Annotated in this window: 15 protein-coding genes; 6 read left to right on the top strand and 9 right to left on the bottom strand. The window is 70.6% G+C overall.

Features of this window, described 5'->3' with window-relative positions; translation table 11 throughout:
* Window positions 1-4: 4 nt before the first annotated feature.
* On the bottom strand, window positions 5-370 hold the full coding sequence (locus KVA01_RS03310) for a primosomal protein (protein WP_068467438.1): 366 nt from the start codon (window positions 368-370) through the stop codon (window positions 5-7).
* A gap of 39 nt (window positions 371-409) precedes the next feature.
* Here KVA01_RS03310 and KVA01_RS03305 point away from each other — a divergent pair, with 39 nt between their 5' ends.
* Entirely contained in the window at window positions 410-655 is a 246-nt protein-coding gene (locus KVA01_RS03305) for a DUF5703 family protein (protein WP_068467604.1), read from the top strand.
* Window positions 656-748: 93 nt separating this feature from the next.
* Here KVA01_RS03305 and KVA01_RS03300 read toward each other — a convergent pair whose 3' ends face one another.
* Window positions 749-1933 carry an acyl-CoA dehydrogenase family protein gene (locus KVA01_RS03300; protein WP_068467436.1) on the bottom strand — a complete coding sequence of 395 codons (1185 nt, stop codon included), beginning with the start codon at window positions 1931-1933 and terminating at the stop codon, window positions 749-751.
* Between the two features lie 48 nt (window positions 1934-1981).
* Window positions 1982-3331 carry a M20/M25/M40 family metallo-hydrolase gene (locus tag KVA01_RS03295; protein ID WP_068467435.1) on the bottom strand — a complete coding sequence of 450 codons (1350 nt, stop codon included), beginning with the start codon at window positions 3329-3331 and terminating at the stop codon, window positions 1982-1984.
* Window positions 3332-3478: 147 nt separating this feature from the next.
* Here KVA01_RS03295 and KVA01_RS03290 point away from each other — a divergent pair, with 147 nt between their 5' ends.
* On the top strand, window positions 3479-3982 hold the full coding sequence (locus tag KVA01_RS03290) for a GNAT family N-acetyltransferase (RefSeq protein ID WP_068467433.1): 504 nt from the start codon (window positions 3479-3481) through the stop codon (window positions 3980-3982).
* 114 nt (window positions 3983-4096) lie between these two features.
* Here the strand turns inward: KVA01_RS03290 and KVA01_RS03285 are convergent, their stop codons facing one another.
* The 4 genes from KVA01_RS03285 to KVA01_RS03270 form a co-directional block, all read right to left on the bottom strand.
* Window positions 4097-4543 carry a pyridoxamine 5'-phosphate oxidase family protein gene (locus KVA01_RS03285; RefSeq protein ID WP_141268909.1) on the bottom strand — a complete coding sequence of 149 codons (447 nt, stop codon included), beginning with the start codon at window positions 4541-4543 and terminating at the stop codon, window positions 4097-4099.
* Between the two features lie 118 nt (window positions 4544-4661).
* Window positions 4662-5483, bottom strand: a complete 822-nt coding sequence (locus KVA01_RS03280) for an SOS response-associated peptidase (protein WP_141268907.1) — start codon at window positions 5481-5483, stop codon at window positions 4662-4664.
* A gap of 59 nt (window positions 5484-5542) precedes the next feature.
* Window positions 5543-6271, bottom strand: a complete 729-nt coding sequence (locus KVA01_RS03275; RefSeq protein WP_141268905.1) for a lipoate--protein ligase family protein — start codon at window positions 6269-6271, stop codon at window positions 5543-5545.
* Between the two features lie 120 nt (window positions 6272-6391).
* Window positions 6392-6829 (bottom strand): hypothetical protein, encoded by a 438-nt coding sequence (locus tag KVA01_RS03270; protein ID WP_068467424.1) that lies wholly within the window; start codon window positions 6827-6829, stop codon window positions 6392-6394.
* A gap of 341 nt (window positions 6830-7170) precedes the next feature.
* Between KVA01_RS03270 and KVA01_RS03265 the strand changes: the two genes are divergently transcribed.
* Window positions 7171-7719 (top strand): DUF488 domain-containing protein, encoded by a 549-nt coding sequence (locus KVA01_RS03265; protein ID WP_068467421.1) that lies wholly within the window; start codon window positions 7171-7173, stop codon window positions 7717-7719.
* A gap of 136 nt (window positions 7720-7855) precedes the next feature.
* Here KVA01_RS03265 and nrdF read toward each other — a convergent pair whose 3' ends face one another.
* Window positions 7856-8836, bottom strand: coding sequence for a class 1b ribonucleoside-diphosphate reductase subunit beta (nrdF, locus tag KVA01_RS03260; protein ID WP_068467420.1), 981 nt, complete (start codon window positions 8834-8836; stop codon window positions 7856-7858).
* A gap of 282 nt (window positions 8837-9118) precedes the next feature.
* On the opposite strand from nrdF, the gene KVA01_RS03255 reads away from it, so the two are divergent.
* Window positions 9119-9301 (top strand): antitoxin, encoded by a 183-nt coding sequence (locus KVA01_RS03255; protein ID WP_068467418.1) that lies wholly within the window; start codon window positions 9119-9121, stop codon window positions 9299-9301.
* Window positions 9302-9454: 153 nt separating this feature from the next.
* Here the strand turns inward: KVA01_RS03255 and zapE are convergent, their stop codons facing one another.
* The gene (gene zapE / locus KVA01_RS03250) at window positions 9455-10504 is read right to left on the bottom strand and encodes a cell division protein ZapE (RefSeq protein ID WP_141268903.1); all 1050 of its coding nucleotides are present in this window, start codon (window positions 10502-10504) and stop codon (window positions 9455-9457) included.
* 278 nt (window positions 10505-10782) lie between these two features.
* Between zapE and KVA01_RS03245 the strand changes: the two genes are divergently transcribed.
* Both KVA01_RS03245 and KVA01_RS03240 read left to right on the top strand, forming a co-directional pair.
* Window positions 10783-11691 carry a sulfurtransferase gene (locus tag KVA01_RS03245; protein ID WP_068467415.1) on the top strand — a complete coding sequence of 303 codons (909 nt, stop codon included), beginning with the start codon at window positions 10783-10785 and terminating at the stop codon, window positions 11689-11691.
* Complete coding sequence (locus tag KVA01_RS03240) at window positions 11688-12137, top strand: SufE family protein (RefSeq protein ID WP_068467412.1); 450 nt, start codon at window positions 11688-11690, stop codon at window positions 12135-12137. Before KVA01_RS03245 ends, KVA01_RS03240 begins: the two co-directional genes overlap by 4 nt.
* Window positions 12138-12263: the final 126 nt, after the last annotated feature.

The raw sequence follows: 12263 nt of genomic DNA, 5'->3' as shown, positions 1-12263 counted from the left end.
CGCGTCAGCGACGCGTCGAGGAACCCTCCGCGGAATCGTCGTCGTCGTAGTCGTCCTCGTCCACGAGGTCCTCGTCGAGCATCTCGTTGTCCTCGAGGAGGTCGTCGTCATCGTCCTCGTCGTCATCATCTTCGTAGTCGAGGTCGTCGTCGTCCTCGTCCGAGTCGTCGTCGGCGAAGACCGTGAGCGGGGTGACCTCGTCGTAAGCGTCGTAGAGGGCTTCCTCATAGGCCTCGAAGGAGTTCGCGATGGCCACGTAGGCACCGTCCACCGAGGGGTCGTCATCCGAGCGGCGGTTGGCGGCGGCGGCGAGGTGCTCTTCCAGGGCGTTGACGAGGGTTTGCAGTGCGGCGCGAGGATCGGTGCTCATGGAGTAGACGTTAGCCGTTATCGGAGCAGAATGGGAGCGATGAAAGAACAACGCCTGAAGCACAGTTCCGTGTCCGGCCACCCCACCATGACCGGACGCGACGAGCGCTACGAGTACCTCTCCCTCACGGTGGCGCCCCGCGAGAAGCCTGCGGAGGCGCGCACCCGGGTCAAGGAGCACGCGGAGTACGGCAAGTGGGAGCTCATGCGCTCCGCGGTGCTCTACGGCGGCGCGCGCCGCTACGTGATGCGCCGACGCATCATCCGGGTGGACCGCACGTTCTGAGGCCTCACCGCTGGGCAGGCGCGACCGCCACCCGGCACGACGACGCCCGCGCGGCCGGCCCCGGTCCATGCCTGCCGGCGGGGAGGCACGTGGTCAAGAGCCGACCGGCCCCAGCAGCGAGTTCGCCGTGGCCGAGAGCACCGACTCCTCGTCCGAGGGGTGGTACATCCCCGCGAGCACGTCCCGGTAGAGCCGTTCCAGCTCGGAGCCCCTGCGGTACTGGGCACCGCCGCTCGCGCGAAGGGCGAGGTCCACGACCTCCCGCGCCGCCTCCGTGGCCCGGTGCTTGACCCCGGAGAAGAGGATGAACCAGCGCGGCCCGTGCTGCGGGTCCCGTTCCGAGCCCAGGGCGTCCACGTCCGCGGCGAGCCGCCCCAGCTGCAGGTCCACACCGTCGCGCAGCACCCCGGCCCGCGCCACGTGGCGGCGGATGTCCGGGTCCTCCGAGTACGGCGCATCCTTGGCCAGCGAGCGCCGGGAGGTCGTGATCTGCACCGCCACCTCGATGGCCCGGTCCGCGATCCCGGTGTACACGGCCGCGAGCAGCAGCTCGAAGCACCCGAAGATCCCCCACACCACCGGGTCTGGGTTGGGCCCCACCGGGGTGGTGGTCAGCAGGTTTTCGCGGCGCAGCAGGGCGCCGTCCAGCACGGTGGTGCAGGACTGTGAGCCGCGCATGCCCAGGGCGTCCCAGTCCTCGCGGACCACCACGCCCTGCGCGGGAACCGTGTGGTCCGGGCGGGTGAGGAAGCCGACGACGAGGCGCGCGGCGTCGTCGTCCCCCTCCGTGCGCGCGTGAACGAGCAGGCGCGTCCAGCGCGGCGAGAGGGACGTGAAGATCTTGGTGCCGTAGAGCCGCCAGCCCTCCGGGGCGTCGTGCGCGCGGGCGGTGGCGTCGAAGAGGACGGAGTCGTTGCCCGCCTCCGAGATGCCGAATGCGAAGACCTCACCGGCCACGGCGTCCTCGAAGATCCGGCGGGCGCGCTCGTCCCCGCGCAGGTGCAGCGTGTATCCGATGCCCACGATCACGTGGTGCATGTTGATGCCCAGTGCGGTGGCAGGGGCGGCGGTGGCCAGGCGACGCTGGGCGTGGACGGCCTGTTCGAGCGTGAAGCCCAGCCCCCCGAACTCGCGCGGCACGAGCATGCGCAGGTAGCCGGCGTCGCGCAGCGCGGCGAAGTCCTCGTCGAAGAACCGGTTCTCCGCGTCCACGGTGGCGGCGCGGGCCCGGATCTCCTCCAGCAGGGAGTCCGGCAGCAGCTCGGTGACGGCGTTCATGGGGTTCCTTCCGCGGGTTGGTCGAGGGGGCGGGGCGGTGGGCAGTGCTCAGTAGTTGCGCAGCAGCCGGTCGAGCACGCGCGAGCCGAACTCGAGCGAGGACACGGGCACGCGCTCGTCGATGCCGTGGAACATGCCCGTGAAGTCGAGGTCCGAGGGCAGCTGCAGCGGCACGAAGCCGTAGCCGGAGATCCCGAGCCGCGAGAGCGACTTGTTGTCCGTGCCGGCACCGAGCATGTACGGCAGCACCACGGCGTCCGGGTCCTCGGCGGTCAGCGCGTCCACCATGGCGTCCACCACGGTCCCGGAGAAGGGGACTTCCAGGCCGATGTCCTCGAACTCCGTCTCGATCCGCACCCTGTCCCCGGCCAGCTCCTGCAGCCGGGCACGCACCAGCTCCTCCTGCTCCGGCAGGAAGCGCACGTCCACCGCGCCCTGCGCGGAGCCCGGGATCACGTTGGTCTTGTAGCCGCCGTCCAGGCGCGTGGGGTTGGAGGTGTTCTGCAGGGTCGCGCCCACGAACCGGGAGACCGAGCCGAGCTCGCGGAGCAGCTTCTGCGGGTTCTGGGGGTCGAACTCCACGCCCGTGAGCTCCGTGACCTCGTCCAGGAACGCCCGGGTGGTCTTGGTCAGCTCCACCGGCCACGTGTACTCGCCGATGTTCGCCATGGCACGGGAGAGGTGCGTGATCGCGTTGTCCTCGTGCAACCCCGAGCCGTGGCCCGCGGCACCCTCCGCGACCAGGCGCAGCCACATGAAGCCCTTCTCCGCGGTCTGCAGCAGATAGGCTCGGCGCCCCCCGATGTCCGCGGAGAAGCCACCCACCTCGCTCAGCGCGTCCGTGACGCCGTCGAAGACCTCGGGGTGCTCGTTGACCATGTACTTGGAGCCGTACTGCATCCCGGCCTCCTCGTCCGCGAAGAACCCGAAGACGATGTCACGCCGCGGCCTGGTGCCCGTGCGGCGCATGTGGCGCAGCACCGAGAGCATCATGGCGTCCATGTCCTTCATGTCCACGGCGCCGCGGCCCCAGATCATGCCGTCCCGCAGCTCGCCGGCGAACGGGTCCACGGACCACTCCTCCGCGCGGGCCGGGACCACGTCCAGGTGGCCGTGCACGAGCAGCGCGTCCGCGGAGGGGTCGGTGCCCTCCAGCCGCGCGAAGACGTTGGCGCGCCCGGGGGCGGACTCGAAGTACTGGGGCTCCAGCCCCGCCTCCTCGATCAGCTGGGCCACGTACTCGGCCGCCGGGCGCTCCCCCTCGGCCTCCCCGCCCGCGTAGTTCGAGGTGTTGAAACGGATCAGCTCGCGGCAGATCCGCGCGGTCTCCCCCTCCGGTGTGGAAGTATCCGCGGCATCGCCCCCGTGCCGTCCGGTGTCTGCGCCGTGCTCGCTCATCGTCCTCGTCCCTCGCCGTCTCTCGTCGTGTTCTCGCGCTGTGACGTCACAGGTCCCCACGGTAGTCCTCACGTGGACTTGCAGGGGTTCTCCGCTACCCTGAGGGTCACGTTGCACCCGAGTTCCCATCGACCGTGGAAGGCCGACATGACTGGAAATATCACGCTGATCGCCCGGACCGTGCCCAACTCGCGAGAGGTCACGACCACCAGCCGTGGACTGACGGAGGCGGACACCTCGGAGCTCGCGCGGCTGTTCCTGGAGGCCTACGGCTCCAAGATCTCCAGGACTCCCGAGGACGCCGAGCGCATGATCCACGGCGCCTTCAACGGCGACTTCGGCCCCTTCCTGCAGCAGCAGTCCCAGGTCATCGAGGACGAGGAGGGCACCCCCGTGGCCGCCGCCGTGGTCCTCGAACGCCGCCTGGACAAGAACCTCCCGGACGTCCCCTACCTCTTCGAGCTCTTCACGGCGTCCTCCCACCGCCGCCGCGGCTACGCCGAGCAGCTCGTCCGCCAGGTCATGGCGTCCCTGCACGAGAACGGCTACGAGGAGGTCTGCGTGCGCATCCCGGAGGACAACGCCGCCGCGCTCGCCCTCTACCTGACGCTCGACTTCAACCGGTGGGCCCCGGAGCAGGACGAGCTCTAGAACCATCCCCCGGGTCGCCCCGGGCACCGGGACCGCGCCCGGGTCGGCACGTCACGACGACGCCGCCGGCCCGGGCGTCGTCGTACCGTCGCCCTCGCCGCGCGGGGCCCCGGTTCAGCGCAGTTCCAGCTCCGCCGCCAGTGGCGGCTGCTGGGAGGTGTCCGTCCGGGACGCCCAGCGCACGGTGAACTCGAGCAGACGCAGGTTCTCGGGATCCTGCGTGTCGGTGGAGCCCGGGTGCTGCGCGGCGAGCGCCTCCGCGGCCGGGGCGGCGTCCGAGCCCTCGAGCACACGGGCCTCGCCCTCGAGCTGCACCTCGTGCGCACCGTCCTGCATCAGGACCATGGACACGCGCGGGTCCGCCGTGATGTTCGTGAACTTGCGCGACTGCGCGTTGGTCCCGAAGACGATCTTGCTGGCGTCCGTGGCGGTCACGAGCACGTACGCGGACTCGGGTGCCCCGGTGCCGCTGTTGCTCGCGAGGACCGCCCCGCCCACCTCGCGGACGAAGCCGACCAGCCAGCGTGCGTCCTCCGTCAGCGTGTTGCCCAGTTCCACCATGTCTGCCCCCGGTGCTCGTGAGTGTGCGGTGGTTCTCCCACCGTCTCCACTCTAGGTCGGGGGCTGGCCGCCGTCACGGGCCGGCGACACGGACCTGGCCGGCCCCGGGAGCGCCCACTCAGAGCAGGGTCTGGAGGGGCTCCACGAGGTGCGGCCCGGTCGAGGAGACCGAGCCCACGTCCGTGGTCACCGGGTGCATCCGCCACGCGGCCGCCACGTCCAGCGCCTGCTGGGAGGCCTGCTCCACGAGCTCGGCCACGTGCACCTTGTCCCTGTCCGGGGTGATCCACGTGCGGGCGAAGTCCTCCGTCATGCCCACGGGCAGCCTGTTGTGCAGGGCTCCGAGCGCGGCCAGGTGCGGGTTCTCGTCGTCCGCGGGCGGTGCCTCGCGCGTGAGGATCGAGCACGAGAGGAGCCACTGCCCCGCGGCGTCGTCCTCACGGGTCGTGCGGCCCGGACGGGTCTGGCCGGCCCGCGCGGCGTCCTGCGCGTCGCCCGGCAGGCGCCACCACTCGTAGATGCCCGCGAACCAGATCGCGGAGCCGTCCTCGGGGTGCACGAAGTAGGGCTGCTTCCTACCCCGCCCGGACTCTGGGGCCTTCCACTCGTAGTAGCCGTCCGCGGGGATCGCGCACCGGCGGGAGACCACGGCCGAGCGGAAGGACGGCTTCTCCCGGACCGTCTCGGAGCGGGCGTTGAACATCTTGGAGCCCACGCCGATCTCCTTCGCCCACGAAGGCACCAGGCCCCATCGTGCGGCGTGGATCTCGCGCAGCAGCTGACCATCCTCGGAGAGCCGCTCCAGCAGGACGGGCACCGTGTGGGTCGGGGCCACGTTCCAGTTCGGCCCCGCGGCGCCCTCCACCGAGTCGTCCACGCGGGCGTCGAAGGGCAGGGCCAGCTGGCCCGGGGTCCTGGCAATCACGTACCGGCCACACATGGGCGCTCCTTCCGCCACGGGGTGCTCCGCGGGTCGTCAACGGGGTGGTGCTGGGACTCTCAGCGCTCGTCGGTGCCGACGACGTCGCCGTAGCCCATGTACGCGGAGTAGCGGCCGTAAACGTCCATGAGGGCCTGCTCGACCTCGGCGACGGTGGTCCCGGGGCGCACGTCCGCCACGCAACCGGCCGTGTTGGGTTCCCAGGGCACGGAGAGGTTCGTGTGGACCTCGTCCAGCACGTCGCGCAGCGGTTCGGCTTCCTCGACGACCAGCACGGTGGAGAAGTACCACGCACCGGACAAGACCCGCTGGGCCGTGCCCGCCAGTTTCACCGGGCGGTCGGGGTGTGCGGGGGTGCCGGGCGCGTGCACGCTGTACTCCCCCGCGCAGTACTCGCCGGGGATCTCGCCCACCTGCGCGGGCACCTCGAGCTCCTCGAGTGCAGCCACGATCATGTCGCCGAAGAGCCGGTAGCGGTCCTGGATGCCCGTCTTCGGATCGGGGTCCGGCTCCACGTGGTCCACCACCAGGCAGCCACCGTGGTAGGCGGCGGCCCGTCCGCCCACGCGGCGCACGAGGGGGGTGAAGGCGGCGTCGAGCGCGGCCTGGCGAGCGCGCGGGAAACCCGGGTTCAGCTCGTCGCGGCGCCCGAAGGCGACCGTGGGGCGCGGCTGGTAGACGCGCAGCACCGGTTCGGTCGCGCCGCCGCGGGCGGCGTCGAGGATGGCGAGTGCGCGGCGGTAGTCCTGCTCGGCGCCCAGGGATTCGCGCTGACGTATGAGTTTCATGCTGGCGCCAACTCTAGTCCAGCTCCCCGCCGGGTCCCTCCGAGTCCCGAGCACGTGCGTCACTGTTCCCGGAGCGCCGCTCCACGCGGCTCGGCACGGGGACGACGCCGCCGCGGCGCCTCAGACGCCCGACGGCGCCAGGTGCGTGCTCGCCCGCTCCGCAGCGACCTCCGGCGCGGCCGTGACCCGACGGCGCTGGGCCTGGCTCACGGGCCCGTGCGCCGCGGCCGCCACGATGGCCGTCTTCAGCACGTGCGGATCCTCCAGCAGGTCCCGGGACTGGTTGAGTGTGCCGAGCACCGCGCACGTCATGGTGACCCCGCCGCGCGGGACGAAGCGGTTCACGCGGCGCACGGCAGCGTTCCAGCGCTTGCGCTGGTCCTGGGTGAGCTCACGGCCCTCGAGCTCGTCCCACCACGCGCGGGCACCCACGAAGATCCGGGTCACGAGTTCGCGCTCGAAGGCGTCCACGGATCCGGTCCCGCCCATCACGCGGTTCAGTGCGGTCAGCTCGGCGACGGACACCGCCGCCTTCACGGTCTTTGCAGCACGTGTCATGTTTTCAGGCCCCCTACGATGATCTGCCGCCGTGACGGTGCGCTCACGCGAACCCGTCACGGTGCTCGATCCTGTCCCCGCGAACCCGACGTTCCCCCCCGGAGCGTCTGGAAGATTCACGGGAAACCTCCCCTTGTGCTCCCAGTCTAGGACTTTTGCGCGGCGTTGGCAGTCGCACATTGGGGGACGTGGGATGCAGATGTCCCCCGGTGTGGGATCACCCACCGCGCAGACGTGCCACAGTGGAAGGACATGGGAATCCACGCGTGCGCCACGGCGTACAGGATGCCGCGAGGAACGAGACGTCACCGGGGTGCCACGCCCCGGGAGGGAGCACCGCCATGACCGAGCCGTTGTTCACGATCGGCCACTCGACACGCAGCATCGAGGAGTTCCTCGATCTGCTGCGGGACTCGGGCGTGACCCGGGTGGTCGACGTGCGGAAGCTGCCCGGCTCGAGGCGCTACCCGCAGTTCGGCGAGGACGCCCTCGCCGCGTCCCTGCGCGCGGAGGGGATCCGCCTCGAACGCCTGCCGGCACTGACCGGCCGGCGTCCGGTCAGTCGCACCGTGCCGTTCGAGACCAACACGTGGTGGCAGAACCGCAGCTTCCACAACTACGCCGACCACGCCCTCTCCCTGGACTTCCGGGACGCGCTCGGCGAGCTGATCGGGATGGCGGCCGGGCACCGCTGCGCGGTCATGTGCTCGGAGGCCGTGTGGTGGCGCTGCCACCGGCGGATCATCGCGGACCACCTGCTGGCGCGGGACCTGACGGTCCAGCACATCATGGGCCCGGGCCACGTGGACCCCGCGCAGCTGAGCGCCGGGGCGGTCCTGGGCGACGACGGCGCGGTGTCCTACCCGGCGGGCGCGGACGACACGGCGTAGGCGGCACCGGGCCGCGCGGCGTCGTCGTTCTGCCCGCCGCAGGCACGACCGGAGATGGTACGCCGCACGGGGCAGGGCCGCTCCCCCCACGGATCAGGGAGCGGCCCTGCTCAGGACGCGCGCGGTGGGAACCGGATCAGAAGTCCCAGTCCTCGTCCTCCGTGTTCACGGCCTTGCCGATCACGTAGGAGGAGCCCGAGCCGGAGAAGAAGTCGTGGTTCTCGTCCGCGTTCGGGGACAGCGAGGAGAGGATCGCCGGGGAGACGTCCGTCATCTCGCGCGGGAACAGGGCCTCGTAGCCGAGGTTGTTCAGCGCCTTGTTCGCGTTGTAGTGCAGGAACTTCTTGACGTCCTCGGTCCAGCCCACGGAGTCGTAGAGCGCCTCCGCGTAGGCGACCTCGTTGTCGTAGAGCTCGTCCAGCAGGTCGTAGGTGTAGTCCTTCAGCTCCTGCTGGCGCTCGGGCGTCTCCTGCAGCAGGCCCTTCTGGTACTTGTAGCCGATGTAGTAGCCGTGCACGGCCTCGTCGCGGATGATCAGGCGGATCAGGTCCGCGGTGTTGGTCAGCTTCGCGTGCGAGGAGAAGTACATGGGCAGGTAGAAGCCCGAGTAGAAAAGGAAGGACTCCAGCAGCGTGGAGGCCACCTTCTTCTTCAGGGGGTCGTCACCCTTGTAGTAGCGCAGGACGATGTCCGCCTTGCGCTGCAGGTGCTCGTTCTCGCGGGACCACCGGAACGCCTCGTCGATCTGCTTCATCGAGGACAGCGTGGAGAAGATAGACGAGTAGGACTTCGCGTGCACCGACTCCATGAACGCGATGTTGGTGTACACCGCCTCCTCGTGGAGGGTCTTGGCGTCCGGGATGAGCGACACGGCGCCCACGGTGCCCTGGATGGTGTCCAGCAGGGTCAGACCCGTGAACACCTTCATGGTGAGGTCCTGCTCCTGCGCCGTGAGGGTCTTCCAGGACTGGACGTCGTTGGACAGCGGGACCTTCTCCGGGAGCCAGAAGTTGCTGGTCAGGCGGTCCCAGACCTCGGTGTCCTTCTCGTCCTGAACCCGATTCCAGTTGATGGCCTCCGCGGGGTGGCGGAGCAGTTCGACCTCTTCGGTGGTCATGGCGGCGAGACTCCTTCGTAGCTGACGGTGCCCCGGTCGGCACGTGGGAAGCCCAGCCCGCGGTGCATGTACCACAGAGGGTTCGCGGGGGACGTGCGAGGGGCTTCCCAGCCTACTCCACCCGCCGTGACCGGTCCGGCCGTGCTCGGAGCAACCGTGCTGCCTGTTTTCTGAGGGCGAACTCTGCCGCCTGGTTCTTCCCCTCGTGGTGGTGAGCCGTGCAGGATGAGTCCCATGCCGACCCGGTACCGGGCTGGTGACTCAAGCGAAAGGAACCAGATCATGCCTGATCTCGGAGGACTCGCGGACAAGGCCAAGGATCTGGCCGGAGACCACCAGGACAAGGTCAACGAGGGCATCGACAAGGCCGGAGACGCCGTCGATGACAAGACCGGCAACAAGTTCGAGGGCCAGGTCGACCAGGGCCAGGACGCCCTGCGCGACCGCCTGGGCGGCAACGAGTAAGTCGTTTCCCGCATCACGACGGCGCCCGCTCCCCTTCCCGGGGAACGGGCGCCGTTCTGTGTGCGGGCTCGCTGTGTGCAGGCACTCTGTTCGCAGGGTCTCGGCGGGTGGGCCCTGCGCCGGGGGAAGGCCCCCCCCCGGCGGCGGCCGCGCTCAGGCCTCGTCGGCCTCGCGGGCCAGGGCCGTCAGGCGGGACACCGCGCGGAAGTACTTCTTCTGGTAACCACCGGCCATCATCTCCTCGGTGAAGACGCGGTCGAAGGGGACGCCGGTCGAGAGGATCGGGAGGTCCTTGTCGTAGAGCCGGTCCGCGAGCACCACGAAGCGCAGCGCCACGGCCTGCTGGTCGATGATGCGCACGTTGCGCCAGGCAATGGCGTCCAGGTCCTGGATCAGGGCGCGGTAGCGGGAGGGGTGCACCCGGGAGAGCTGGTCCACGAGGGCGTCGAAGTCGTCCACCGCGACCCGCTGCCCCGCGAAGTGCTCCTCGACGGCGGCGTCCAGGGCGGCGTCGTCGGCCAGGGGCTGCGGCGCCTGCGGCAGTCCGCGGTGGCGGTAGTCCTCGCCGTCGATGCGCAGGACGTCGAACTGGGAGGAGAGCACCTGGATCTCGCGCTGGAAGTCCTGTGCCGCGAAGCGCCCCTCCCCCAGCGAACCGGGCAGGGTGTTGGAGGTGGCCGCGAGCTTCACGCCGGCGTCCGCGAGCTCGCGCATCAGCCGGGACATCAGCACGGTGTCCCCGGGGTCGTCCAGCTCGAACTCGTCGATGCACACGAGCGAGTACTCCTTCAGGGCGTCCACCGTGCGGCGGAAGGTCAGCGCCCCCACGAGGTTGGTGTACTCCACGAACGTGCCGAACGCCTTGGGGCCCGGCACCGCGTGCCACAGGGACGCGAGCAGGTGGGTCTTGCCCACGCCGAAGCCGCCGTCCAGGTAGATCCCCTGCGCCGTGGCCGGGGACTTCGAGCGGCCGAAGAGCTTGGAGAAGAACCCGCCGCCGCCCTGCGCGCCGCGCCCGGACACGCCGGCCGCGAAGGACTTCAGCTTCTCGACGGCGGCCGCCTGGGACGGCTGGGACGGGTCCGGGCGGTAGGTGTCGAACGAGACCTCGCCGAAGCGCTCGGAGGGCCGGAAGCCGTCCAGCAGCTCCTCGGCGGAGACCCGCGGATTGCGGTCGACCAGGTGTTCGATCTGAGTGCTCACGTTCCGGGACCTCCCGACCGGCCGGGGCGCCCCGCGGGCACGCCGAGAACCGGTCCTGCGTGTAGACGGACGGTGGGACGCGCACCGCGCCCCGTTTCTTCTCCCCGATGCTACCGGTCAGCCCGTGGTGAACACGGCCCCGCGTGTGACGGAGCTCGCGCTCCCGGCATGCACGGGCCGCGGGCTCACCACTACGCTGGAGGGCGAGAGACAAGACACGCGAGCGCGCGGGCGGACCCGCCGCGCGCGTGACGGCACGAGGACAAGGAGAGATCTCCATGGCTGTAGGAGCAGAGCAGAACGACGCCTTCGCGCAGTACGCGCACCCGGAGCGGCTGGTGTCCACCGAGTGGGTGGCGCAGCACGCGGGGACGCCCAGCGTCGTCGTCGTCGAGTCGGACGAGGACGTGCTGCTGTACGAGACCGGGCACGTGCCCGGCGCGGTGAAGATCGACTGGCACACGGACCTCAATGAGCCGGACACCCGCGACTACGTGGACGGCGAGCAGTTCGCGCAGCTCATGGCCCGCAAGGGCATCGGCCGCGAGGACACCGTGGTGATCTACGGGGACAAGTCCAACTGGTGGGCCGCCTACGCCCTGTGGGTCTTCACGCTCTTCGGCCACCCGGACGTCCGCCTGATGAACGGCGGCCGCGACAAGTGGATCGCCGAGGGCCGCGAACTGACCACGGACGCCACCGAGGTCACCCCGGCCGAGTACCCCGTGGTCGAGCGCGAGGACGCCCCGATCCGCGCGTACCGCGAGGACGTGCTGGCCGCGCTCGGCACCACCCCGCTGATCGACGTGCGCTCCCCCCAGGAGTACACCGGCGAGCGCACGCACATGCCCGACTACCCCCAGGAGGGCACGCTGCGCGGCGGGCACATCCCCACCGCGGCCTCCGTCCCGTGGGCGCGCGCCGCGGCCGAGGACGGCACCTTCAAGTCCCGCGAGGACCTCGAGGCGATCTACCACGACGAGGTGGGCCTGCAGCCCGGGGACGAGGTCATCGCGTACTGCCGGATCGGCGAGCGCTCCTCCCACACGTGGTTCGTGCTGACCCACCTGCTGGGCTACGAGAATGTGCGCAACTACGACGGCTCCTGGACCGAGTGGGGCAACGCCGTGCGCGTTCCCGTGGCGCAGGGCGAGGACCGCGGCGAGGCACCGGGAGCCGCCCGGTGAGCACCCAGGACCTTCCCGACCAGCTCGGCGAGCTCGTGACCGAGTTCAACGAGGTCCCCGAGCCGGACAAGCTGCAGCTGCTGCTCGAGTTCTCCCGCTCGCTCCCGGAGCTGCCCGCCCGGCTGGGTGAGCACCCGGAGGAGCTGGAGCAGGTCACCGAGTGCCAGTCGCCGCTGTTCCTCACGGTCGAGCTCGACGGCACCGGCGACGACGCCCCGGTGAACCTGTTCTTCTCGGCCCCGGCGGAGGCGCCCACCACCCGCGGCTTTGCCTCGATCCTGCACGAGGGGCTCAACGGCCTGCCGGCTTCCCAGGTGCTCTCCGTGCCGGACGACCTGCCCGAGCGGTTCGGGCTGACCAGGCTGGTCTCCCCCTTGCGGATGCGGGGCATGTCCGCGATGCTCGGGCGCATCAAGCGCCAGATCCAGGCCCGCCAGGCGGTCTGATCCGGGGCAGCTCGGCCCGAGGCCGGCGGACAGCACACACGCGCGGTGCGCGGAACCACTGGGTTCCGCGCCCCGCGCGTTCGTCTGCGGGCTCCTTCCCCCGCGTGTCTTTCGGGAGCGGCCCGC

This window comes from Kocuria varians (assembly GCF_006539885.1).
Taxonomy (GTDB): Bacteria; Actinomycetota; Actinomycetes; order Actinomycetales; family Micrococcaceae; genus Kocuria; species Kocuria varians.
Note: the sequence above shows the minus strand (reverse complement) of the source record. Positions and strands in the feature narration are given on the sequence as shown.

What these genes read in the sequence shown, in the direction of transcription:
- nrdF (WP_068467420.1), bottom strand. Translation starts at nt 8,836, where the DNA reads ATGACCACCGAAGAGGTCGAACTGCTCCGCCACCCCGCGGAGGCCATC.
- KVA01_RS03265 (WP_068467421.1), top strand. Translation starts at nt 7,171, where the DNA reads ATGACCGAGCCGTTGTTCACGATCGGCCACTCGACACGCAGCATCGAG.
- KVA01_RS03295 (WP_068467435.1), bottom strand. Translation starts at nt 3,331, where the DNA reads ATGAGCGAGCACGGCGCAGACACCGGACGGCACGGGGGCGATGCCGCG.
- KVA01_RS03270 (WP_068467424.1), bottom strand. Translation starts at nt 6,829, where the DNA reads ATGACACGTGCTGCAAAGACCGTGAAGGCGGCGGTGTCCGTCGCCGAG.
- KVA01_RS03285 (WP_141268909.1), bottom strand. Translation starts at nt 4,543, where the DNA reads ATGGTGGAACTGGGCAACACGCTGACGGAGGACGCACGCTGGCTGGTC.
- KVA01_RS03305 (WP_068467604.1), top strand. Translation starts at nt 410, where the DNA reads ATGAAAGAACAACGCCTGAAGCACAGTTCCGTGTCCGGCCACCCCACC.
- KVA01_RS03310 (WP_068467438.1), bottom strand. Translation starts at nt 370, where the DNA reads ATGAGCACCGATCCTCGCGCCGCACTGCAAACCCTCGTCAACGCCCTG.
- KVA01_RS03280 (WP_141268907.1), bottom strand. Translation starts at nt 5,483, where the DNA reads ATGTGTGGCCGGTACGTGATTGCCAGGACCCCGGGCCAGCTGGCCCTG.
- KVA01_RS03275 (WP_141268905.1), bottom strand. Translation starts at nt 6,271, where the DNA reads ATGAAACTCATACGTCAGCGCGAATCCCTGGGCGCCGAGCAGGACTAC.
- KVA01_RS03300 (WP_068467436.1), bottom strand. Translation starts at nt 1,933, where the DNA reads ATGAACGCCGTCACCGAGCTGCTGCCGGACTCCCTGCTGGAGGAGATC.
- KVA01_RS03255 (WP_068467418.1), top strand. Translation starts at nt 9,119, where the DNA reads ATGCCTGATCTCGGAGGACTCGCGGACAAGGCCAAGGATCTGGCCGGA.
- KVA01_RS03290 (WP_068467433.1), top strand. Translation starts at nt 3,479, where the DNA reads ATGACTGGAAATATCACGCTGATCGCCCGGACCGTGCCCAACTCGCGA.
- KVA01_RS03245 (WP_068467415.1), top strand. Translation starts at nt 10,783, where the DNA reads ATGGCTGTAGGAGCAGAGCAGAACGACGCCTTCGCGCAGTACGCGCAC.